This window comes from Acetobacter okinawensis, assembly GCF_002153655.1.
Taxonomy (GTDB): domain Bacteria; phylum Pseudomonadota; class Alphaproteobacteria; order Acetobacterales; family Acetobacteraceae; genus Acetobacter; species Acetobacter okinawensis_A.
Map to the genome: position 1 here is coordinate 111757 of NZ_JOPJ01000001.1, position 22469 is coordinate 134225.

The 22469-nt window shown below is 61.0% G+C and carries 19 protein-coding genes; 8 read left to right on the forward strand and 11 right to left on the reverse strand.

Annotated features, from left to right (window positions below):
- Nucleotides 1–75: 75 nt before the first annotated feature.
- The 4 genes from der to HK26_RS00545 form a co-directional block, all read right to left on the reverse strand.
- Complete coding sequence (gene der, locus HK26_RS00530; protein ID WP_051544001.1) at nucleotides 76–1512, reverse strand: ribosome biogenesis GTPase Der; 1437 nt, start codon at nucleotides 1510–1512, stop codon at nucleotides 76–78.
- On the reverse strand, nucleotides 1505–2902 hold the full coding sequence (locus HK26_RS00535; protein ID WP_086637987.1) for a PQQ-binding-like beta-propeller repeat protein: 1398 nt from the start codon (nucleotides 2900–2902) through the stop codon (nucleotides 1505–1507). The genes der and HK26_RS00535 overlap by 8 nt, the downstream gene beginning before the upstream one ends.
- A gap of 4 nt (nucleotides 2903–2906) precedes the next feature.
- On the reverse strand, nucleotides 2907–3602 hold the full coding sequence (locus HK26_RS00540; RefSeq protein ID WP_086637988.1) for a tetratricopeptide repeat protein: 696 nt from the start codon (nucleotides 3600–3602) through the stop codon (nucleotides 2907–2909).
- Between the two features lie 158 nt (nucleotides 3603–3760).
- Nucleotides 3761–4150 (reverse strand): hypothetical protein, encoded by a 390-nt coding sequence (locus HK26_RS00545; protein ID WP_086637989.1) that lies wholly within the window; start codon nucleotides 4148–4150, stop codon nucleotides 3761–3763.
- Nucleotides 4151–4315: 165 nt separating this feature from the next.
- On the opposite strand from HK26_RS00545, the gene HK26_RS00550 reads away from it, so the two are divergent.
- The 3 genes from HK26_RS00550 to hisI all read left to right on the forward strand — a co-directional run bounded on the left by HK26_RS00550 (nucleotide 4316) and on the right by hisI (nucleotide 6623).
- Nucleotides 4316–5230, forward strand: a complete 915-nt coding sequence (locus HK26_RS00550) for a glycosyltransferase family 9 protein (protein WP_086637990.1) — start codon at nucleotides 4316–4318, stop codon at nucleotides 5228–5230.
- A 103-nt stretch (nucleotides 5231–5333) separates the two neighbouring features.
- The gene (ygfZ, locus tag HK26_RS00555) at nucleotides 5334–6200 is read left to right on the forward strand and encodes a CAF17-like 4Fe-4S cluster assembly/insertion protein YgfZ (RefSeq protein WP_086638038.1); all 867 of its coding nucleotides are present in this window, start codon (nucleotides 5334–5336) and stop codon (nucleotides 6198–6200) included.
- Nucleotides 6201–6203: 3 nt separating this feature from the next.
- A complete protein-coding gene (hisI, locus tag HK26_RS00560) occupies nucleotides 6204–6623 on the forward strand; it encodes a phosphoribosyl-AMP cyclohydrolase (protein WP_086637991.1) in 420 nt (139 codons plus the stop codon).
- Here the strand turns inward: hisI and lpxB are convergent.
- On the reverse strand, nucleotides 6620–7810 hold the full coding sequence (gene lpxB / locus HK26_RS00565; RefSeq protein WP_086637992.1) for a lipid-A-disaccharide synthase: 1191 nt from the start codon (nucleotides 7808–7810) through the stop codon (nucleotides 6620–6622). The genes hisI and lpxB overlap by 4 nt on opposite strands.
- Before the next feature lie 179 nt (nucleotides 7811–7989).
- Here lpxB and HK26_RS00570 point away from each other — a divergent pair, with 179 nt between their 5' ends.
- Nucleotides 7990–9429 carry a SulP family inorganic anion transporter gene (locus HK26_RS00570; RefSeq protein WP_374188199.1) on the forward strand — a complete coding sequence of 480 codons (1440 nt, stop codon included), beginning with the start codon at nucleotides 7990–7992 and terminating at the stop codon, nucleotides 9427–9429.
- Between the two features lie 99 nt (nucleotides 9430–9528).
- Entirely contained in the window at nucleotides 9529–10404 is an 876-nt protein-coding gene (locus tag HK26_RS00575) for an NAD(P)-dependent oxidoreductase (protein WP_086637993.1), read from the forward strand.
- A gap of 20 nt (nucleotides 10405–10424) precedes the next feature.
- Here the strand turns inward: HK26_RS00575 and HK26_RS00580 are convergent, their stop codons facing one another.
- Nucleotides 10425–11195, reverse strand: a complete 771-nt coding sequence (locus tag HK26_RS00580) for a squalene/phytoene synthase family protein (RefSeq protein WP_086638040.1) — start codon at nucleotides 11193–11195, stop codon at nucleotides 10425–10427.
- 241 nt (nucleotides 11196–11436) lie between these two features.
- Between HK26_RS00580 and HK26_RS00585 the strand changes: the two genes are divergently transcribed.
- The 3 genes from HK26_RS00585 to HK26_RS00595 all read left to right on the forward strand — a co-directional run bounded on the left by HK26_RS00585 (nucleotide 11437) and on the right by HK26_RS00595 (nucleotide 15625).
- Nucleotides 11437–12045 carry a superoxide dismutase gene (locus HK26_RS00585; RefSeq protein WP_086637994.1) on the forward strand — a complete coding sequence of 203 codons (609 nt, stop codon included), beginning with the start codon at nucleotides 11437–11439 and terminating at the stop codon, nucleotides 12043–12045.
- Between the two features lie 241 nt (nucleotides 12046–12286).
- Nucleotides 12287–14902: an ATP-dependent chaperone ClpB gene (gene clpB, locus HK26_RS00590; protein ID WP_086637995.1), complete on the forward strand. Its 2616-nt coding sequence runs from the start codon at nucleotides 12287–12289 to the stop codon at nucleotides 14900–14902.
- A gap of 90 nt (nucleotides 14903–14992) precedes the next feature.
- Nucleotides 14993–15625 (forward strand): NUDIX hydrolase, encoded by a 633-nt coding sequence (locus tag HK26_RS00595; RefSeq protein ID WP_086637996.1) that lies wholly within the window; start codon nucleotides 14993–14995, stop codon nucleotides 15623–15625.
- A 65-nt stretch (nucleotides 15626–15690) separates the two neighbouring features.
- On the opposite strand, the gene hflX is transcribed toward HK26_RS00595, so the two are convergent.
- The 5 genes from hflX to ntrC form a co-directional block, all read right to left on the reverse strand.
- Nucleotides 15691–17010 (reverse strand): GTPase HflX, encoded by a 1320-nt coding sequence (gene hflX, locus HK26_RS00600; protein ID WP_086637997.1) that lies wholly within the window; start codon nucleotides 17008–17010, stop codon nucleotides 15691–15693.
- On the reverse strand, nucleotides 16991–17275 hold the full coding sequence (gene hfq / locus HK26_RS00605; RefSeq protein WP_086637998.1) for an RNA chaperone Hfq: 285 nt from the start codon (nucleotides 17273–17275) through the stop codon (nucleotides 16991–16993). The genes hflX and hfq overlap by 20 nt, the downstream gene beginning before the upstream one ends.
- Nucleotides 17276–17354: 79 nt before the next feature.
- Nucleotides 17355–18746, reverse strand: coding sequence for a nitrogen assimilation response regulator NtrX (gene ntrX, locus HK26_RS00610; protein ID WP_086637999.1), 1392 nt, complete (start codon nucleotides 18744–18746; stop codon nucleotides 17355–17357).
- Entirely contained in the window at nucleotides 18736–21003 is a 2268-nt protein-coding gene (locus HK26_RS00615; protein WP_086638000.1) for a sensor histidine kinase NtrY-like, read from the reverse strand. Before HK26_RS00615 ends, ntrX begins: the two co-directional genes overlap by 11 nt.
- A gap of 8 nt (nucleotides 21004–21011) precedes the next feature.
- Entirely contained in the window at nucleotides 21012–22454 is a 1443-nt protein-coding gene (gene ntrC, locus HK26_RS00620) for a nitrogen regulation protein NR(I) (RefSeq protein WP_086638001.1), read from the reverse strand.
- Nucleotides 22455–22469 lie beyond the last annotated feature (15 nt).

Below are 22469 nucleotides of genomic sequence, written 5' to 3' on the forward strand. Positions count from 1 at the left end.
TGCCTGCGGCAGACCTGCCAGCCCATGACAAAGCCGCAGCAGACGCCCTTTTGTGCAAATCCTGACCTGTTGGGGTCAGGTGTTCGCATACGGGTTTTTGGTGCCACGCGTTTGCAGGCGAATGGGCACACCCGGCAGGTCAAACGCCTCACGCAGGCCATTGACCAGATACCGCTTATAGTCATCAGGCATCTGCTCGGCGCGTGTGCCAAACACCACAAAGGTTGGTGGGCGGGACTTGACCTGCGTCATGTAGCGCAGCTTGAGCCGCCTGCCATCGACCAGAGGCGGCTGGTGGCGTTCAAGCATTTCCTCAAACCAGCGGTTCAGCGCGCCGGTGGGGACGCGGGCGTTCCACACGGTCCATGCTTCCCGCACGGCAGGGAGCAGCTTTTGCACGGCAGAGCCGGTCAGAGCCGAGAAGGTGACAACCGGCACACCCCGCATCTGGGCAAGCGAGATGCTCAACCTGTCCAGAATGGCCTTGCGCGTGGCTGTGCGGTCTTCCACCGCGTCCCACTTGTTCAGCGCGAGTACGCAGGCACGCCCTTCACGCTCGATCAGGCGCGCAATCTGGAGGTCCTGCTCATGCACACCCAGTGTTGCATCCAGCACCAGCACGGCGACTTCCGCCATTTTGAGCGCCTCGATCGAAGCAGAGACCGACATTTTTTCCAGCGCTTCGTCAATACGGGCCTTTTTACGCAGGCCAGCCGTATCAACAATTTCAAACGTATCGTCCCCGTCATGGAGCGTTACGGCAATGGAATCGCGCGTAAGGCCGGGCTCGGGGCCGGTAATCATACGTTCTTCACCCAAAAGGGTGTTCAGCAGCGTGGACTTGCCCGCATTGGGGCGACCGACAATGGCAACCTTGAGCGGACCGGTCGGGCGGACTTCCTCCTCATCCGTCAGTTCCGGTTCGGGGGCCCATTCGTCCTCCTCTTCCTCGGGACCGAGCTTGTCAGCGGGCAGGCGCTCGGCAATTTCCCACATCAGGTCGGTCACGCCATCACCATGCTCGGCGGACAGGCCGAGCGGATCCCCCAGACCAAGTCTGTAAGCCTCCAGCGCAGCAGCAGTGCCCTGCCGCCCCTCCGCCTTGTTGGCAATCAGCAGCACAGGGCGGTTCTGGCGGCGGACCCACTGGGCAAAATGCTCATCCGTTGGGGTCACACCGGCACGTGCATCAATACAGAACAGAATAAGGTCCGCTTCCTGCACCGCACTTTCGGAAGATGCGCGCATGCGACCAAACAGGCTGTCGGGGGCGGCTTCTTCCAGCCCGGCTGTATCAATCAGCCGGATATGGCGGCCACGTACCAGAGCAACCCCTTCCTTGCGGTCGCGGGTTACGCCGGGTGTATCGGCCACCAATGCCTGCCTACGCCCAACCAGACGGTTGAACAGGGTGGATTTACCCACATTTGGGCGCCCGGCAATAACAACAACCGGAAGGTCCCCCGTTGGTATGGGCGGGAGGGGGCGCATGGACTTGCGACGTTCAACCATAGGAGATCAGGTTTCCGTCATTTGTTACGATAAGCATCTGGTTGTCCACAACAATGGGAGGCACGAAGGAGACCGCCTCCATGGCATCAATAGAAATAATTGCGCCGGTCTGCGGGTTGATACGCACCATCCCGTTTTCTGGCAGGGTGCTCAGGCACACAATCTGGCCAGCCGCCATAATGGGGCCGAACCATGTGACAATGTCCTTGCTTTCCTTGATCTTGCGGAAGCGGCGGAGCTGGGTAATCCAGCGCACATGGCCCGAAAGACGGTCAATACAGGCGACCTGCTGGTCAAGGGAGACAATATACAGCCAGTCCCCCACACACAGGATGCTGTCCTGGCTGGCAACGGAGCGCTCCCACACACGGCGGCCGGTACGGATATCCACCGCAGCCAGCACCTGCGCCATGCTGATGGCGTAAACCACGCTCCCCACAATAACCGGCAGGCCACGCACGCAGTTCAGGTTAAGAGTGCTGGCCTGTGCGCCAACATTGCCGAGCATTTCGCTCCACACGACCTCACCACTTTCGGCGCGGAAGGCAATCAGGTCCCCCCCACCAAAACCTGCCACCACAACACCGTTGGCATAGGCGGGCGCCGCCTGACCAAACACCGTGGTTTCAGCCGCCGTGGCTGCATATGTCCATATCTGGCGACCGGTCGCGGCATCAAGCGCAAAGAACCGCTCATCAATGGTGCCAAAATAAACCCGGCCTTCAGCAATGGTCGGGGCGGAGCGGCCGGGGGTGCCCACATCGGTCCGCCATTTGACCTTGCCCGTTGCGGCATAAACGGCGATGGCCTGCGAAATGCCATCCACAATATACAGCACGTCCCCATCAACCCCGATGCCGCCGCCGGTGTTGCTGGAGTGGGATTTTTTGGGCCGGGGGTTAAAGGTCCATACATGCCGCATGGCAGGCCACGTAAAGGCCCGCACCACGCCCTGTGCGTCCAGCACAAACAGCCGCCCGTTATGCACGACCGGCACGCAGGCCAACATGCCGCGCCCAAGCGAGCCAAGGGCCGCCCATGCCATAAGGTCCGGCTCGGAAATACCAGCGCCAATGCTGTGCTTCCAGCGCCGTTTAAGCCCGCCCCACGCGTAGTTGCTCCCGGTATGGGCTGGCACCCGGCCACTGATCGGCCATTCGGAGACCGTAATCGGGGCTGGCAGGGTTATGGGGGTATGGTCTTCCTTGTCCACCATAAGCCCCGCGCCAGAAGACAGCACGTCGGTACGATGCCCGGCCAGCAGGGGTTTTTTGTCGTCGTCATCACCACCGCAAGCGGCCAGCGTGGGGGCCAGAGCGGCACCGGCCAGCAGGCTCCTGCGGGTCATGCCGGACAGGGGGGCGGCGCCAGTATGTGTGTTGCTGCTCATGGTTTTATCCTGCTGACGGATCAAGCGCCTGCATCATGCCCTGCGCCCTGTTGCGTACCCCTGCGGGTGTTTCGGCCGAGTCCACAAGAGCAGACAGTTTTTTGCGGGCTTCGTCCGCATGCCCTTCACGCACGTCCAGCACAGCCAGTGCCTCCTGCGCAAGGCCGTTCCATGCTCCACCCTGCCCGCTCAGCAGGGACAGGCGTGAACGCAGGGTAGGAATATCGCCCGTATCAAGCTGGTGCTGGCACCACAGCAAAGTGGCAATGTGCCGCAAGGCAGGGTCTGCTGCGGGGTCATCCTGCACGGCGTTCCACGCAGCCAGAGCGGCTTTTGCATCGCCCCGCGCAGCCTGCACTGCGGCTTCTTGCATACGGGCCAGTGTGGCAACACCCCGATCACCCGAGGCAACCAGAGCCTGTAGGGAATCCAGACCACTCAGCGCCTTGCCTGTCAGGGGGACCGTGGCACCCCCGACCTGATCTGGCAGATGGTCGGTCTGGCGTAACGCGGCCAAATATGTGCCTGTCGCCACCTGATCCTGAGCCTTGTGCCGCGCCAGTTGCCATGACCACAGGCCCGCGCCAGCCACAATGACCACCACAGCCGCAACGGCCACACCGGCATAACGCCGGGCCACCGCACGCATGCGTTCAGCCTTGAGCTCTTCGTCAACTTCCCGGTAAATATCCTCTGCCACGATCCGGCCCGTTCCTGTTCCTGCCAATGCATGCCTGTCCGTTATTATGGCATATCTGCCCCAGCCGGACGCATCAGGCAAGGCGCAGCGTGTCTGTTGCGTGCCTGTTATACCGCCTTGCGGGCCAACAGGCAGCACTCAAAACCCCAAAATACGACTTAATGGGCTGCTTTTTGCAGCTTTGCGCCCCCGGCCTTGAGCGCGGTGGTCAACTGCGTAAAATTGGCACCAATACGCTGCTGCACGGCTGTGCTGCCTTCATGAATATACGCAATTTTTTCCCGCGCTTCATTGCTGATCGCGGTTTCATCCTTCAGGGCGGTTTTGGACACGCAGGCATTGTAGGTGCGGGCCGCTTTTTCGTACGCGCTGACCTTGTCCACGCTGGCATTATATTTTTCCACGCTGGACACATCAACCGTGGGGGCTGTGGGCTCCGTACCGCAGGATGCCGGCAGCCAGGACCGTTCCGCCGCGTGGGCAGGCGCACACACAACCACAGCTAACAGCCCCCCGATGGAAGCCAGCAAAAAACCTTTCCGCACCATTGCCAAAATACCCTTACTGCCTGAACAGCGAACCAAGGTGCCGCCCCGCTCCATGCGGGTCCATGCACCTTGCACCGCAACGGCTCATCTTCTGGCATACGCGGCGCAAAAGTCCATATCTGCCTCGCTTGGAAAAGACACAAAGAGACAGTATAGCCTGTTGGCATGCGCATTCTTTTCATTACGGCCACACGTCTGGGGGATGCGGTGCTCTCCACCGGCATTCTCAACACCCTGATCCAGCAATGGCCCGATGCGCGCATAACCGTTGCCTGCGGGCCGGTTGCCGCCGGGCTGTTCAGCCATATGCCCGGACTCGAGCGCGTTCTGGTCATGCGCAAGCGCCCTTATGACCTGCACTGGCTGGACCTGTGGAAAGCCTGCGTGCCCACCCGCTGGGACATGACCGTGGACCTACGCGGATCGGTCATCAGTTTTGTCCTGCGCTCGGGGCGGCGGTTTGTCATGCGTGGCGGGCGCAGGCCCGGCCGCCGGGTTGGCCATCTGGGCGCACTGCTTGGCCTGTCCCCCGCCCCGCACCCTACGGTCTGGCTGAATGACGCGGACAGGCTGACCGCAGCACAGACCATTCCAGCCCCCTCCCCCGGCGCTCCGGTCATAGCCCTTGGCCCCACCGCCAACTGGCATGGCAAGGTCTGGCCTACAGAAAATTACCTGCCACTGTGGCAACAGATAACCGCAGACTACCCCCATGCCCGGGCAGCCATATTCTATGGCCCCGGCACGCAGGAGGCCGAACTGGCCCAGCCCGTGCTCCATGCCCTACCCGACGCCGTGGACGCAGGGGGCCGATTTAGCCTGACCCAGACCGCCGCCATGCTGGCAAGCTGCGCACTCTATATTGGCAATGATTCCGGGTTGATGCATCTGGCTGCCGCAGCAGGCACCCCCACACTGGGGCTGTTTGGCCCGTCCCGCGCATCGGAATATGCACCCACAGGGGCGCTGACACGTTGGGTAGAGGCACCGGGGCCGGAAGGCCAGGCCCCCATTGCCGGATTAAGCGTTGAATGCGTGGCCAATGCGGCGCTCGCACTCCTGCACCAGACACAGGCGTGAACACGGACCCTCTGGCCCCCATGCACGCTCCGGTCTAGGGTTTGCCATTATGGCCTGTCCGTGCAGCCAGCGCCGCGCTCACAAGGAAAACCATACCATGTCCATGCCAGCCCCATCCCACATGACCCGGCTAGAGGGCCGGACCATTATCAAGCTTTCCGGTGCAGACCGCGTCAAGTTCCTTCAGGGACTGGTCACGGCGGATATTGCCAGTGTGCAGCCCGGGCAGGCGGTATGGGCTGCATGCCTGACCCCACAGGGCCGCTGGCAGGCAGATTTTTTTGCCATTTCCGACCCCGATGACACCTGCCTGCTGCTGGACTGTGCGACCGAACAGGCCGAAGCCCTGCGGACGCAGCTCATGCGCTTCAGGCTACGTTCGGATGTGCAGATGGAACTGACCGCGCTCTCCACCTACGCCGCGTGGGGCAACAGGCCAGATGCCGCAGTGCTTGAAAACGCCATATGCGTTGCAGACCCCAGACTGCCCAATGCCGGATGGCGGCTGATAGACCCAGCACCCGGCACCGAGCAGAATGCAACCGAGCGCGACTATGACCTGCACAGGCTGGCCCTTGGCCTGCCCGACGGTATGCAGGACTGCGAGCCCGGCCGCACACTGGCCGCAGAGGCCAACATGGACCTGCTCGGTGGCATTGCATGGAAAAAAGGATGTTACATGGGGCAGGAAGTCACGGCCCGCATGCACTACCGCACCCTGCTCAAACGCCGCCTTATGCCCATTGCCAGCACGGCACCACTCCCCGTGCCCGGCGCGCCCATTCTGCACGGCACGCAGGAGGTTGGCATCCTGCGCTCCTCGCGCGATCATATCGGGCTGGCGCTGCTCAAGGTGGACATGGCAGACAAGACCCTGACATGCCTTGGCCATAACGTGGTTGCCCGCCCACCCGCGTGGCTGCTACCTGCCCTTGGCACCCCACCAGAACCCACCACCACACCGGACTGAACCATGACCTACACCGCCCCCGATGCCGCAACGCTTGATGCCATGCTCAGCACGGTCAAATACGACGCCTCCGGCCTGATTGCCGCCATTGCCCAGCAGCACGACACGGGCGAAGTGTTGATGATTGCATGGATGAACGCCGAGGCCCTGCGGGAAACACTGGAAAACGGGCGTGTCTGTTACTATTCACGCAGCCGCAAAAAGCTCTGGCGCAAGGGCGAAACATCCGGCCAGATCCAGCACCTGAAGGAAGCACGGCTGGATTGCGATGCCGATGCCGTTCTACTGCTGGTCGAGCAGATTGGCGTTGCCTGCCACACCGGCCGCAGGAGCTGTTTTTACCGCGCCTTTACCCCCACCGGCCTTGTTGAACTGACAAAGCCCGAAATTGACCCCGCCAAACTCTACCACACCCACGGCTAGGGAGCGGGCCGAGCGCTCCCCTGCGCTGCCAGCAGGTCCAGCACGGCACTGGCCGCAGCATCTGCTGGCAAAACACCCCCCGGCCCTTCCAGCCCATGCAGGACCGAAGCAAAGGCCGTACGCTGGGCCTGTGCTGCTGCGGGGTTATCAAACAGTCTGCGCACTTCACACGCCAGCACGTCTGGTGCGCAGTTTTCTTGCAATAATTCAGGAACAACCTTGCGCCCCGCCAGCAGGTTGACCATGGCCACATAAGGCACACGGATAAGCCTGCGTGCCATAAACGCCGTAATCGGATTAACCCTGTAGGTCACGGCCATGGGTACGCCCGCCAGCGCCAGTTCCAGCGTGGAGGTGCCCGACTTGGTCAAGGCGGCCCCCGCAGCGGCAAACGCATCGTGCTTGTCCTGCACATCGGTCACAATAACCGGGCGTACAGGCCAGTCCTGTACCGCCCGCTCCACAGTAGCCGCCACTACGGGGGAGACGGGCACAACCGGCACCACATCGGGCATACTGGCGCGCAGCAGGGCCAGCATACGCCCGAACACCGGCAGCAGGCGCGGCACCTCCGAGCGGCGGCTGCCGGGCATAAGCACCAGCACACGAGCCCCCTCCGCCACCCCGTGGCGCGCCCTGAACCGGGCTGCATCCCCCTCCTGCGCACCCGATTGCAGGACCGGGTGGCCCACAAAGCGGGTTTTTAGCCCATGTGCGCCAAAAAACTTTTCCTCAAACGGCAGCAGGCACAGCAGCTCATCCCATAGTCCGGGGAATTTGCGCACGCGCTTCTGCCGCCATGCCCAGACCTGCGGCGCCACATAATGCACCCGCAAAACGCCCATGCCCGCAATCCGCCGTAACAGGCGCAGGGCAAAGCCGGGGCTATCTATGGTTATGACCAGATCGGGCTTGTGGGCGGCAATGTCCGCCACCGCCTGATCGAGCCTGCGCGCAAGCTGGCGCACACGCGGCAGAATTTCCACCAGCCCCATGACCGCAAGGTCACGCATGGGAAAGAGGCTCTCAAACCCCACCTCCACCATGCGCGGACCACCCACCCCCGCAAAGCGGATATGCGGGTTACGCGCACGCAGGGCGAGCATAAGACGCGCGCCCAGCACGTCTCCACTCGCCTCTCCGGCCAGTATCCATATCAGGGGGGATGAGGGAGAAAGACCAACCATAATCCGTGCACCTAGAACACAACGCCCGCACCACCATTCCGGCCAGGGAGGGGATGCGCAAGCCGTGATGCGAAAAGAAAAACCTTTCCGCCCATAAAAAGTCCGGTTTATGCGTGGAGCACCAGACCCTAAACCCCATCATACAGGATATTGTCCGCCTCGTGAGTGTTCAGCAGTATATGCGTGAGTGGACGGAACAGCCCGTCCGCAACGTTCTGGCCGGCATGGTCGGCACTTTTGCCCTTATTCCCGAAGTCATTGCTTTTTCCTACGCTGCGGGAGTCGCGCCAGAAGTGGGGCTTTTTGCCTCGTTTGTCATCAGCATTGCCATTGCCATAACCGGGGGCAGGCCGGGCATGATCTCGGGGGCGGCGGGCTCGGTTGCACTGGTTGCGGCAGATCTGGTGCATGGGCACGGCTTGCAATACCTGCTGCTGGCTACTCTGCTGGCGGGAGCTTTTCAGGTCCTGTTTGGCCTGCTGCGGCTCCAGAGCATGATGCGCTTTGTCTCGCGCGAGGTGGAGACGGGGTTTGTCAACGCGCTGGCTATCCTGATTTTTTCTGCCCAGATTCCACAGATGCTGCACGTCACATGGCACACCTACGCCCTGATCGCCCTTGGTCTGGCCATTGTCTACCTGCTGCCACGCCTGACCACGGCCATTCCCTCCCCCCTGATCTGCATTGTGGTGCTGACGGGGGTCAGTTTGGCCGTACCCATGCCCATCCATGTTGTGGCTGACCTTGGCGCACTGCCCACCGGCCTGCCAAGCCTGAGCCTGCCCCACCTCCCCCTGACATGGAACACCCTACAGATTGTGCTGCCCTACGCCTTTGCCATGGCCATGGTCGGCCTGCTGGAGTCACTCATGACCGCAGCAGTTGTAGATGAGCTGACAGACACCCACTCCAACAAGCGCATGGAGTGCACGGGACTTGGTATTTCCAACATTCTTGTTGGCCTGTTTGGCGGCATGGCAGGCTGCGGCATGATCGGCCAGACCGTGGGCAACCTGCGCTATGGTGGGCGCGGTCGGCTGTCCACCTTTACGGCGGGGGCCTTTTTGCTGTTGCTGCTGGTGGTCCTGCACCGCTTTGTTGCACAGGTGCCTGTGGCAGCCCTTGTGGCTATTATGATTATGGTGTCCGTCAGCACGTTCTCCTGGTCCTCCGTGCGTGAGGTCGTGCGCCACCCCAAGCTGGCCTCCACGGTCATGCTGGCAACCGTTGTTGTGGTGGTGCTCACGCATGATCTGGCGGCGGGCGTGGCCTGTGGTGTGCTGCTCAACGGGCTGTTCTTCTCGTTTCAGGTCATGGCGCTGGTGCAGGTCAGCACGCAGGATGCACCCGATGGCACCACCCGCACCTATGGCGTGCATGGCCAGCTCTTTTTTGCCTCAACCAGTGTGCTGACAGATAGCGTGGATTTTCAGGCCCCGGCCACACACGTGGTGATTGATCTGGCCGACGCCCATCTGTGGGACATCAGCGCGGCCAGCACTCTTGAAAAAACCGTGACACGGCTTGAAAAACGCGGAAAAACCGTCAGCATCATCAATGCAGATGCCCGCGCGGCAAAACTGCTGGCAACGCTTGGCCACCCCGGCCTGCTGGCCTGAACGGGCAAGGCCTGCAACAAAAAAACGGTCTTAACCTTGCCATAGCATCGGGCATTCTATTCATTACGATACAAAAACAGACTAGGAGATTCCGGAACCATGAGCACAGCACAGACAATCGGTTTTATCGGTTTTGGCGCAATGGCCAGCCGCATGGCCATCAACCTGAAAAAAGCCGGGTTTGCGACCGTAGCCTACACACCCTCCGGCAAAGGGGGAGATGACCATACCGCCTTTTTGCCCAGCCCGGCGGATGTGGCCAAAACAGCGGATATTGTTCTTGTCTGCGTTCCTGATGACGCAGCCCTGTCCGCCAGCATGTATGGGCCGCAGGGCGCACTTGCAGGCATGCCCGAAGGCGGGCTGCTGCTGAACACAAGTTCCATCTCCCCCGAAGCCGCACAGACACTGCTTGATGCGGGTGAAAAGCAGAAGATCAGCGTTGTGGACTGTCCCGTCTCAGGCAGCACACCCGAGGCAGACAGCGCTAATCTGGTTGTGCTCGCAGGTGGCAGTGAGGAAGAGATGGCCCGCGCCAAACCCGTGTTTGACGCCATTGGCCGCCTGACCATCCATGCTGGTCCCGCAGGCTCTGGCGCGCGGCTCAAGCTGGTGATCAACGGCATTATGGGGGCTGGGCTGGCTGCTGTGGCCGAGGGCATTGCCTATGGGCTGGCCGCAGGGCTGGACCGCTCCATGCTGTTTGACGCACTGGACGAAATGGCCGTGATCTCCCCCCACCACAAGCGCAAGATCAAAATGGCCAAAGCGGGTGATTTTTCACCCCAGTTCCCCACCCGGCTGATGCAAAAGGATATGCGCCTGCTTATGAATGCCTGTGCGCGTCTGGCAGTCCCCACCCCCACCATGGCGGCCGTCACGCAGCAGCTCTCCCTGACCCGCCGCGCCGCAGCAGATGCCGATTATTCGGCCCTGATCGGGGTGATGGAAAACATTGTCGCCAACGATCCGTAAGGGCTGGCCCTTCTTACGGTTCAGCCCCGCTCAAAGGCGCGCAGGGCCATCAGCCCGTGCCACATGACCCTTGCCCTGTCGCCCAGCCCTCTGGGTTGGGCGGCCTGTGTGCTCCCACGCAGCAGGTCCCGCCGCGCCAGTACAGCAGGCAGGGCTGCAAGCCGCGGGGCTGGGGGCAGCCCTGACCAGTCCAGCGCTGCAAGCCATGCCTGCCCATGCTGCCTGAGCGCCTCCCCCCCCTGTGGGCAGACAAAGCGGCCTGACTGCTGGAGTGCTGGCCAGTGCCGCAGCATGGCGCCCGCACCATAGGCCATGCCGCATGCCTCCAGCCTGAGCAGGATTGCTGCGTCTTCCACCCCCAGCAGTTCGCCCACTGCGCGTTGCAGCGCACCGGCTCCATCACGCATCATGCTCTGCCATGCGACGGGGTCACGCGGGCCACTCAACTCGCTCTCGCAAGAGTGAACAAGGCGGAGCAGCGTATTCTGCCGGGCCTGCCCGCACGCCACCATATCCAGCAAAAAAGGTGCCAGAACATGCTCTGGCGGGCGTGTCTGCTCCAGCACCTCGCGCCACCATTGCAGGCGGATCAGCCCGGCCATTGGCCCGGCAACCGCAGCCGAGCGGGCCGGGGCCAGCGCGCGAATCAGCTCATTATGGAACGCCAGCAGCACCAGCCCCCCGCTCTGGGCGGAAGCAGGCAGAAAACGCATACAGAGCAGCCTGTCCACGTCCCCTTCCGCCAGCCGCACCAATGCCTGCATATCACTGGGGGAGAGGGGAATGTTCATGGCTGTATCCTGTTGCTCTGGCCGGGGGCATGTTGCAAATTCATGCCGTTTCATGCGTAATGCACATATAGCTTTCCTTACGGACTGCCGCGCCACCCCACCCCCACCAGCAGGGCAAGTTTCCGTGAGCAAGGGAAAGAGACAGCGGCCCAAACCGTTGCCTTTGTGCCATATGGCGCACCCATAGCTCTGGACAGGCGCGTTTTTTAACACGCCCTGCTTTATATGACGGAGTTATGTCATGGCTTTTGAACTGCCAACCCTCCCCTACGCACCCAATGCTCTGGCCGCCCGTGGCATGTGCCAGGAAACACTCGAGTTCCACCACGGCAAGCACCATCTGGCCTACGTCAACACCCTGAACACGCTGCTTGAAGGCAAGCCTGAGCTTGCTGGCAAGTCCCTTGAAGAGATCATTCTCGCAGCCCACGGCAAGGCTGATCTGACCGGCCTGTTCAACAACGCTGGCCAGCATTGGAACCACTCGTTCTTCTGGAACAGCCTGTCCACCTCCGGTGGTGCCATGCCCGAAAAACTGGGCGCAAAAATTACCGCCGACTTCGGCAGCATCGACACCTTCAAGGACGAATTCCGCAAGGCCGCCATCTCCCAGTTCGGGTCTGGCTGGGCATGGCTGGTTCTGGGCAAGGATGGCAAGCTGGCCATTACCAAAACCCCCAACGGCACCAACCCGCTGGCCGAAGGTCAGGGTACGGCCCTGCTGACCGCCGACGTGTGGGAACACTCCTACTATCTGGACTTCCGCAACCGTCGTCCCGACTACATCACCAACTTCCTCGACAAGCTGGCAAACTACGAATTTGCAGAAGCCCAGTTGAACGCGGCCTGAGTGTAAAGCCCGGCCAACCCGGCCCGGCGCGGACAAAGGCGAAGCTCCCTTGCGGGCTTCGCCTTTTTTCATATCCGCCATTCCGCACAGTGTGCGGCTTATGCACACACCCCCCCTTGACTGTGCTCCGGGGCCTTCCAATCTTAGAACTGTCAACACGACAGACCCTGCCCTCCGTTGCCGCAAAGCGGGACGGGGCTCGGCCTTCAGTCGCCTACCATAAAGGGACAAGAGGGATATTATGGATATTACAAAATTTACCGAACGCTCACGCGGTTTTCTGCAGGCGGCACAGACCATTGCCCTGCGTGACTTTAACCAGCAGCTTACCCCCGAACACCTGCTTAAAGCCCTGCTTGATGATGAGGAAGGTGCCGCATCGGCCCTGATCCGCGCAGCCGGCGGCAACCCCGATGGCGTGCGCGCCGCAAACGAGCAGGCTTTGGCCAAACTGCCCAAAGTGCAGGGCGGCGGCGCAGGCCAGCCCGCGGCAACCCCCGACCTGGTGCGGGCTCTGGATTCCGCTGAGCAGATCGCACAAAAAGCGGGGGACAGCTTTGTTGCTCAGGACCGCCTGCTGGCAGCCTTGGCCGCAACCGACAGCCCGGCTGGTCAGGCGCTCAAAAACAATGGCGCCACCCCGGACGCGCTGGACAAGGCCATTACCACCATCCGCAAAGGGCGCACTGTGACCAGTGAAAACGCTGAGGCCAATTTTGATGCGCTCAAAAAATACGCACGGGATGTGACCGAGGTCGCCCAGCAGGGCAAGCTCGACCCGGTCATTGGCCGGGATGAGGAAATCCGCCGCGCCATTCAGGTTCTGGCACGGCGCAGCAAGAACAACCCCGTGCTTATTGGCGAACCCGGTGTGGGCAAAACCGCCATTGTGGAAGGACTGGCCCAGCGTATTGTCAATGGTGACGTGCCTGAAGCGCTCAAGAACAAAAAGCTCCTCTCGCTCGACATGGGCGCACTGGTGGCTGGCGCCAAATACCGTGGCGAGTTTGAAGAACGCTTAAAAGCCGTGCTCAAGGAAATTGAGACCGCCGAAGGTCAGGTGATCCTGTTTATTGATGAAATGCACACGCTGGTTGGCGCAGGCCGAACCGATGGTGCAATGGATGCCTCCAACCTGATCAAACCTGAACTGGCCCGTGGCACGCTGCACTGCATTGGTGCGACCACGCTGGACGAATACCGCAAGTATATTGAAAAAGATGCGGCTCTCGCCCGGCGTTTCCAGCCCGTTTATGTGGGCGAGCCCTCAGTGCCCGACACAATTTCCATCCTGCGCGGGATCAAGGAAAAATACGAACTCCATCACGGTGTGCGTATTACCGATGGCGCACTTGTGGCCGCTGCCACCCTGTCCAACCGCTACATTACCGACCGCTTCCTGCCCGATAAGGCCATTGACCTGATTGACGAAGCCGCAAGTCGGCTGCGCATGCAGATCGACAGCAAGCCCGAAGAGCTGGACGAACTGGACCGGCGCATTATCCAGCTCAAGATCGAGCGTGAAGCCCTGCGCAAGGAAGATGACACCGCAAGCAAGGACAGGCTGGAATCTGTTGAGGTTGAACTGGCTGATCTGGAGGAAAAATCCAACACGCTCAGCGCAACATGGCATGCAGAAAAAGACCGTGTGCATGCCGTGCAGAAGTTGCAGGAGCAGCTTGATCAGGCCCGCTCCGATGTGGAGGTGGCCCAGCGTAAGGGCGACCTGCAACGCGCATCCGAGTTGATGTACGGTGTGATCCCCAACCTGCAAAGCCAGATTGCCGCAGCCCAGCAGACGGAAGAAAAAGAAGCCAAAAACGCCAGCCTCGTCTCCGAAGCGGTGACGGATCAGGGCATTGCCTCCGTTGTCTCCCGCTGGACGGGCGTGCCGGTGGACCGGATGCTGGAGGGTGAACGCGCCAAGCTCCTGCGCATGGAGGACGAACTGCGCAAGTCGGTTGTGGGGCAGGAGCCTGCCCTGCGCGCCGTGGCCAATGCAGTGCGCCGTGCCCGCGCAGGTTTGCAGGACCCCAACCGCCCGATTGGGTCGTTCCTGTTCCTTGGCCCCACGGGCGTTGGCAAAACGGAGCTGACCAAAGCACTGGCCCGCTTCCTGTTTGATGATGACAAGGCCCTGCTGCGGATTGACATGAGCGAGTTCATGGAAAAACACGCAGTGGCACGTCTGATTGGCGCACCTCCGGGATATGTAGGGTATGAGGAAGGGGGCGTGCTGACCGAAGCCGTACGCCGCCGCCCCTATCAGGTCATTTTGTTTGACGAGGTGGAAAAAGCGCATGAGGATGTGTTCAACATCCTGTTGCAGGTCCTTGATGATGGTCGCCTGACCGATGGGCAGGGCCGCACGGTGGACTTCCGCAACACGCTTATCATTCTGACCAGCAACCTTGGTTCGGAATATCTGGCAAACCAGCCCGATGGCGACACCCCGGCCATGGTGCAGGCACAGGTGATGAAGGTGGTGCGTGAGCACTTCCGCCCCGAATTCCTGAACCGACTGGATGAGGTGATCCTCTTCTCCCGTCTGCAGCGGGTGGATATGGCGCGGATTGTGGAAATTCAGGTCAGCCGGCTGCAAAAGCTGCTTGAAGACCGCAAAATTGCCCTGCACCTTGATACACTGGCCGAAACATGGCTGGCGAACGAGGGCTATGACCCGGTTTACGGCGCACGTCCGCTTAAAAGGGTTATCCAGCGCAGCCTGCAAAACCCGCTGGCAGGGCAGTTGCTTGAAGGGTCAATCCATGACGGGGAGACGGTCAACATCTCCGCCAATGGCGATGGCCTGCTGATTAACGGCCACGCAGCGGCAGAACCCGAACCCGCTTACTGAACCGGGCTTAACGCCTGACATAACACCACGCAAAAAACGGGAGGGCGCGCGCCTTCCCGTTTTTTATTTTGAGAGAGGGGATTAAAAACCATGTCCGAGCCTGAATGGCTTGTCTGGGCCAGAGAGATACAGGCCATTGCCCAGACCGGGCTGACCTTTGCCAAAGACCCGTTTGACCGCGAACGCTACACCATGCTGCGCACTCTGGCCGCCAAAGCCATGGCGCTGGGCAGTGGCACGCCTGTGCAGCAGATTGAAAACCTGTTTGCCCAGCAGGCCGGGTACGCCACCCCCAAGCTGGAAGTGCGCACCGGGGTGTTTGATGCAGACAACCGCCTGCTCATGGTACGCGAAGTGCTGGACCAGAACCGCTGGACCGTACCCGGCGGCTGGGCGGATGTGAACCTCACCGCCTCGGAATCCGCAGCCAAGGAAGTCCGGGAGGAAACGGGTTATACAGTGCGGATTACCCGCCTTGCCATGGTGCTGGACCGCGCAAGGCAGGGGCATGAACCACCTGAGGCGTTCTCTATTACCAAACTGTTTTTTCTGGGTGAACTGACCGGCGGCGCACCCGCTACCAGCATTGAAACCAGCGAAGTGCGCTTTTTTGCACGCAATGAAATTCCGCACGACCTCTCAACCGGGCGCATATCGCGTGCCCAGATTGACCGGCTGTTCGCACACCATGCTGACCTGAGCCTGATAACCGAATTTGACTGACACAAAAAAGGGTGCGGAGCGCATAACGCGCCCGCACTCCGTTTTGCACCCCTGCCCTGCCCCTTTTAGGCCAGTTGGGGAATAATATGGCGGAACTGCCGTTCAAAACGGGCACGGTCTTCGGCCAGAAGGCGCACGGTAATATCCGTCTCCTCCTCCCGGTCATGGCGGTCCGTCACCTCACCATGCTGGTACAACCATGCCAGAGCGGCCCCTTCGGCCAGAGGCATGGCGTAGCGCACCATTTCCATCCCTGCTGTAATACGCTGGTCAATGCGGGCCAGAAGCCGGTCCAGCCCATCCCCCGTAATGGCGGAAATGGCTACCGTTTCATCCCCCTGCAAGGCTGCTGCCTGCTCACCTAGCAGGTCCACCTTGTTCAGCACCTCAATCACACGGGTCGGCCAGTCCTGCTCCAGCATGTTATCCTTGGCCATGCTTTGCAGCACACCCAGCACGTCCCTCTTCTGGGTCGCGCTGTCTGGGTGGGCTATGTCACGCACATGCAGAATAATGTCCGCCTCGGCGACCTCCTCCAGCGTTGCGCGGAAGGCGGCAATCAGTTCCGTTGGCAGATCGCTGATGAACCCCACCGTGTCAGACAGAATAACCTGCCGCCCCGATGGCAGCGCAATCGCGCGCATGGTCGGGTCCAGCGTTGCAAACAGCTGGTCCTGCGCATAGACCGTTGCCCCCGTAAGGGCATTGAACAGGGTGGATTTGCCTGCGTTGGTGTAGCCAACCAGAGCCACAACGGGGAATGGCACACGCTTGCGGGCCTGCCGGTGCAGCCCACGGGTGCGGCGCACCTGCTCCAAGTCCTTTTTAAGGCGCACAATACGCTCGCCAATCATACGCCGGTCAGCTTCGATCTGGGTTTCACCCGGACCGCCCAGAAAGCCAAAGCCACCCCGCTGGCGCTCAAGGTGGGTCCACAGGCGGACCAGACGCGAGCGCTGGTATTCCAGATGGGCGAGTTCGACCTGCAACGTCCCTTCCCGCGTGGCGGCACGAGCGCCAAAAATATCCAGAATAAGACCCGTACGGTCAATAACCTTGCACCCGAACTCGGTTTCCAGATTACGCTGCTGGGCGGGGGTCAGTTTGGTATCAACCACCAGCACATCAATATTGTCGGCCTTGATGGCAATGCGCAGGGAATCGATCTGCCCTTTGCCCAGCAATGTAGCCGAGCGGCGCATCCGCAGGAGAAGAACGGCTTTGCGAACAATAACCAGACCAATGGAGGCCGTCAGGCCCACGGCTTCTTCCAGCCGTGCCTCGGCCGCCCTTACGTCCTGCCCGTGGGCTGAGCGCTCCCACGGCAGAATAACGGCAGCACGCGTTGCAACCGTTTGTTTTTTCTCAGTAAAACTCGTCGCCAAGAGATGGTTCCTTGTCCGCCTTTGCGCCCGCTCCGGTGGGTTCTGCTATATCTACGGGAATGCTGGGCATAACAGTGCTAATCGCATGTTTGTAAATAAGCTGGGTCTGCTCATCACGCCGCAGGAGTACGACCTGATCGTCAAACCACGTAATAAATCCCTGAAGTTTGACACCGTTGACCAAAAATACGGTCACTGCCGCCCGGGAACGACGAATCTGGCCTAAAAATGCATCCTGCACATTGTGTGCATTCTCTTTTTCCACTGTGTGCGACCCTATTCCATTTTCTTTTTTTCTTGGGAGCCAGACCTAACGCCCTGCATGCCCCGCAACAACTCACTGATCAGCCAGTGTTCCGTTCGTCCGATGTTACACCAAGCTGCTTGAGTTTGCGATGCAAAGCGCTCCGCTCCATGCCTACAAACAACGCAGTGCGGCTTATGTTCCCTCCAAAACGTAACAATTGCGCCTGAAGGTACTGGGTCTCGAACAGGTCACGCGCCTCTCTCAGGGGCAGGCTCATCACATCGGTCGAGGCATCGAACTTCAACAGCCCCGGCGCGTTCTCCCCTATGGTGGAAGGTAGCATGTCCGCGCGGATCAGGTCCTGACTGCTGCCGGGCTGCATAATCAGCACTCGCTCCATCAGGTTGCGCAGTTCGCGCACATTGCCCGGCCAGTCATACGCCTGCAGAACGGCAACCGCATCGGGCGAAAGATCGCGCGAGGGCAGGCCCGCCATTTCCGCCGCACGGTGCAAAAAGAGCGTGGCCAGACCGGGAATATCATCCCGCCGTTCCTTGAGTGCGGGCATACGCAGGGGGACAACCGCCAGACGGTAGTACAGGTCCTCGCGGAAGCGCCCCCCCACAATTTCGGCCTGAAGGTCACGGTTGGTGGTGGCCAGTACGCGCACATCCACCTTAACCCGCGCCCCTCCGCCAAGGCGTTCGAATGTCTGGTCCTGCAAGGCGCGTACAATCTTGCCCTGTGTTTCCAGCGGCATGTCCGCCACTTCATCCAGCAGCAGGGTGCCACCGTGGGCACGCTCGAGCACACCGGTACGGCGGCCCACGCCATCCACCCCGCCCTCAAGCCCGAACAGTTCCTCCTCAAAACGGCCCGGTGCCAGTGTTGCGCAGTTCAGTGCGACAAACGGCCCGTCGGTCCGGCGGGAGCGGGCGTGGATCATGCGCGCAGCCACCTCCTTGCCAGACCCCGGCCCGCCACTAATGAGCACGCGCGAGCCGGTGGGGGCTACTTTTTCAATCTGGTTGCGAATGGCCACAATCTGCGCGCTGTTGCCATACAGCTCGGCATCCTGCCCGGCCCGTAGGCGCAGTTCCTCATTTTCACGCGCAAGGCGGGAGGCTTCGAGCGCACGCCGGACAATGACCAAAAGCCGATCTGCCTGAAAAGGCTTTTCTATAAAGTCATAAGCCCCGTGCTGGAGTGCCGCCACTGCGGTCTCGATCGTGCCATGGCCCGAGATCATGACCACGGGGACGGAGGCTTCCTCCGCCTTCATGGTTTGCAGGATTTCCAGCCCATCCATGTCCGAGCCCTGCAACCACACGTCCAGAATGACCAGCGATGGCCTGCGTACCCTGAACGCCGCCAGCGCGGCCTCGGAACTGGAAGCCACGCGGGCCTCATATCCCTCATCACACAGAATGCCTTCAATCAGCATCCGGATATCGGGTTCGTCATCAACGATCAGGATTTCATGCGCCATGGTCGTCTTTCACCGGCAAAACCAGAGTAGCCACAGTTCCTCTCTCTCCTGCCCTGTCTTCCAGACGCACGGTTCCACCATGGTCTTCCATGATTTTTTTCACAATAGCCAATCCCAGTCCCGTTCCCTTGGCCTTATGCGTTACATAGGGTTCCGTCAGGCGGTTCCGGTCGTCTTTTGGAAGGCCCACCCCATTGTCAGCCACGACAATAGCAATGTTTTCCGCCTCCTGCGCAATACGCACCCATACCTCCCCCGCAGATCCGCCCCCCTGCTCGGGGGGGGCAGCCTGCCGGGGCGCCATGGCAATGGCATCCGCCGCGTTTTGCAGCAGATTGATCAAGGCCTGACTGATAAGCCGCCGGTCACACCGGACCATTGGCCCATGATCGGGCAGATCAAGGTGGTATGTAATCTCATGATGGGCATTACGTTGCAGGATGAGCACCTCCTGCGCAATACGGGAAAGGTTCTCATCCTTCATAATTGGCTGGGGCATACGGGCAAAAGCCGAAAATTCGTCCACCATGCGCCCGATATCGCCGACCTGACGCACAATTGTGTCCGCACATTGGGCGAATGTATCTGGGTCGGAGGTGATCTCCTTGAGAAAACGGCGTTTGAGCCGCTCCGCCGCAAGCTGGATGGGGGTCAGCGGATTCTTGATCTCATGCGCGATGCGGCGGGCCACATCTGCCCACGCAGCCTTGCGCTGGGCCTGTTGCAGGGCGGTAATGTCATCAAACGTCATGACATACCCTTCGGTTACGGTGCCGCGCAGTTCCGCGCCCACACGCACCAGCAGGGTGCGCTGGCTGCTGGCCGGACCAATCTGGATTTCCCGCGTGAAAACGGCCTCTGGCGCACGGGTTACCTCGTCCAGCAAGGCTGCAAACTCAGGCACACGGGTCGCCAGAGGTTCGCCCGTGGCGTCTGCCAGGTTGGTCTGGAGCAGCACGCTGGCCGCGCGGTTTGGCAGTTCAATCCGCTGCTCCACATCCAGCCCGATCACCCCGGCGGACACGCCAGACAGAACAGCCTCCGTAAAGCGCCTGCGCTCATTGATCTGACCATAAGCGGCCATAAGCTCCGAGCGCTGGCTATCCAGTTCCTCCGTCATGCGGTTAAAGGCGCGCGACAGGCCCGCCACCTCATCATCGCGGTCAGTTTCGGGCACATGCACGCGCAGGTCCCCTTCGCTCACCCTGCGCGCGGCCATGCTCAGCAGGCCAAGCGGGCGGGCAATCTGGGTGGCCAGCGCAAAGCCGATCAGGGCGGCAACAGCCAGCACCAGCAACGCGACCAGCACAAAGATCATGACAAAGGTCAGCTGGATCTTGGCCTTGTTGCTGTTGAGGTGCTTGTAATCCGCCACCACGTTTTCCGTCCGGTGCATGTGCTCCAGAATGGACGGGTCCACCAGGCGGGTAATTACCAGCATAAGGGTTGGTGTTTGCGACAACTCCACAACCGCGCGCACCGTGCGCTCATCAGGGGAGTCGAGAATGGCCACGTCGTTCGAGCGCGCCATGAGTGTTGCCGCAGGTGGGGGGAGGTCCTGCAAATAGCCCGTGCGGCTCATCAACCCGCCTGCGGCTACAACGCGGTTGGTAATGGGGTCATACACAAGGGCCTCGGTCAGCCCGCGGATGGTCGCCTGACTGTCCAGCATCTGGGACAGGGCATCATGGTCCTGCAACAGTTCCATGCCACTGGCGGCCAGTTCGTTCTGTGCGCTCATGATGTAGTTGGACATCGAGAACGCATCTGTGCGGATATTGGCGTTATGTTCCTGCAAATACCCGCGAGAGGCCTGTAGCGCCTCGTTCAGGGCGGTGTTCACCCGGTCGGAAAACCATATCTGGATTCCGTAATGGAAGAACAGGGTAGCAAACACGCCAACCACAACAGTCGGTGCAACCGCCACAATGCCAAACAGGGTTACAAGGCGCACATGCAGGCGCGTACCTGCCAGCCCCTTGCGGTATTCCACCAGCATTGGCCAGCCACGCACCCCCATGGCCAGAAGCAGAAGCAGCAGAACCAGCCCGTTAATGCCCAGCACCAGCGGCTCGACCACGGCATAATGCCCAAACGACATACCACCGGAGAGCACCACAAAGGTTGCGAACACCAGACATAGCGCCAGAGCGACAAGGGTTACGGCTACACTCCTGCGCTCAAGAGCACGCAGGAGCCAGTGCAGCCGCGCGCGGGAGAAAAAATGCCTGAAGAAGAGCCGGGGCGTTTTGGGCATGGGCAAGGCTAGACCACACCGCGCACGACTGGAATTTCAAGATCGCGTATTTTTTTGCGCAAGGTGTTACGGTTCAGCCCCAGCATGGCGGCAGCCTTGATCTGGTTGCCCCGTGTTTCCGTCAATGTCATCTGGATCAACGGGCGTTCCACCTCGGCTATAATGCGGGCATGCAGGTCATGCAGCGGCATGCCTTCACGCCCCGCTTCAAGGTAGCGGGCAATATGGCGCGAAACTGAATCGACCAGCGGTTCGGCAACAGGTGCCCTGTCCGGCTCAAACTCGCTCCCCAGAGGGTCCGCCAGTTCCGCATCCACCAGATCCGCTGTAATGGTCTCCTGCGAATACAGGGCCACAATGCGGCGGATCAGGTTTTCAAGCTCACGCACGTTGCCCGGCCAGCGCCATGCCTGCAGGCGGTCCATGGCCTCCTCATCCAGCATCCGGTAGCCTCCGCCCGCCTCCCGGCACTGTGCAAGAAAATGCCGGGCAAGGAGGGGAATATCCTCCCGCCGCTCCCGCAGGGGGGGCAGGCGCAGCGGCACCACATTCAGCCTGTAGTACAGGTCCTCACGGAAGGTGCCAGCCTGAATGGCCTGCCGCAGGTCACGGTGGGTGGCAGCCACAATCCGCACATCGGCGTGCAGCGGGGTGGAGCCGCCCACGGTTGTAAACTCCCCTTCCTGCAGAACGCGCAGCAGGCGGGTCTGGGCCTCCTGCGGCATATCCCCGATTTCGTCCAGAAACAGCGTGCCGCCAGATGCCTGCTCAAACCTGCCGGGCATACGCCCCAGATTGCTGCCACGCTCATAACCGAACAGTTCGCTCTCAATCTGCTCACGCGGGATGGCAGCCATGTTGACGGCAATAAAAGGCCCGTTGCGGCGGCGGCCATATTCATGCAGAGCGCGGGCCACCAGTTCCTTGCCGGTCCCGCTTTCCCCCGTAATCATCACGGTCAGGTCCGAAGTCGTCAGCCGGGCAATGCTACGGTATATCCCCTGCATAACCACGGACTGCCCGATCAGGGGCAGGCGTTCTTCGGGCGTCTGGGGGGCTGTGGTTTTTTCCGCGGCCTGCACGGGGGTTGTGAGCGCACGGGCAACAACGGCCAGCAGCTCTTTAAGGTCAAACGGCTTGGCCAGATATTCAAACGCCCCGCGCTGGGTGGCCTTGACTGCGGTTGTCAGTGTGGACTGCGCGCTCATCACAATAACCCGCAGGTCAGGGCGGATCTGGCGGATGCGGGTCACAAGCTCCAGCCCGTTACCGTCTGGCATGGCCACATCCGTAATGACCAGATCCCCCTCCCCTTCCTGCACCCATTGCCACAAGGTCGAGGCATAGGGGGTCAACTGAACCTGATACCCCGCGCGGCCAAGTGCCTGCCCCAGCACTGTGCGAATGGACCGGTCATCATCGGCAACAAGAATGGTGGGCAGCGGTGTCATGCGTTCTGGACCAGA

Coding starts and splice junctions, on each gene's coding strand:
- HK26_RS00545 (WP_086637989.1), bottom strand. CDS start 4,150: ATGGTGCGGAAAGGTTTTTTGCTGGCTTCCATCGGGGGGCTGTTAGCT.
- HK26_RS00580 (WP_086638040.1), bottom strand. CDS start 11,195: ATGAACATTCCCCTCTCCCCCAGTGATATGCAGGCATTGGTGCGGCTG.
- der (WP_051544001.1), bottom strand. CDS start 1,512: ATGGTTGAACGTCGCAAGTCCATGCGCCCCCTCCCGCCCATACCAACG.
- HK26_RS00550 (WP_086637990.1), top strand. CDS start 4,316: ATGCGCATTCTTTTCATTACGGCCACACGTCTGGGGGATGCGGTGCTC.
- HK26_RS00575 (WP_086637993.1), top strand. CDS start 9,529: ATGAGCACAGCACAGACAATCGGTTTTATCGGTTTTGGCGCAATGGCC.
- HK26_RS00535 (WP_086637987.1), bottom strand. CDS start 2,902: ATGAGCAGCAACACACATACTGGCGCCGCCCCCCTGTCCGGCATGACC.
- ntrC (WP_086638001.1), bottom strand. CDS start 22,454: ATGACACCGCTGCCCACCATTCTTGTTGCCGATGATGACCGGTCCATT.
- HK26_RS00570 (WP_374188199.1), top strand. CDS start 7,990: ATGCGTGAGTGGACGGAACAGCCCGTCCGCAACGTTCTGGCCGGCATG.
- hisI (WP_086637991.1), top strand. CDS start 6,204: ATGACCTACACCGCCCCCGATGCCGCAACGCTTGATGCCATGCTCAGC.
- HK26_RS00615 (WP_086638000.1), bottom strand. CDS start 21,003: ATGCCCAAAACGCCCCGGCTCTTCTTCAGGCATTTTTTCTCCCGCGCG.
- lpxB (WP_086637992.1), bottom strand. CDS start 7,810: ATGGTTGGTCTTTCTCCCTCATCCCCCCTGATATGGATACTGGCCGGA.
- ygfZ (WP_086638038.1), top strand. CDS start 5,334: ATGCCAGCCCCATCCCACATGACCCGGCTAGAGGGCCGGACCATTATC.
- HK26_RS00595 (WP_086637996.1), top strand. CDS start 14,993: ATGTCCGAGCCTGAATGGCTTGTCTGGGCCAGAGAGATACAGGCCATT.
- ntrX (WP_086637999.1), bottom strand. CDS start 18,746: ATGGCGCATGAAATCCTGATCGTTGATGACGAACCCGATATCCGGATG.
- clpB (WP_086637995.1), top strand. CDS start 12,287: ATGGATATTACAAAATTTACCGAACGCTCACGCGGTTTTCTGCAGGCG.
- HK26_RS00585 (WP_086637994.1), top strand. CDS start 11,437: ATGGCTTTTGAACTGCCAACCCTCCCCTACGCACCCAATGCTCTGGCC.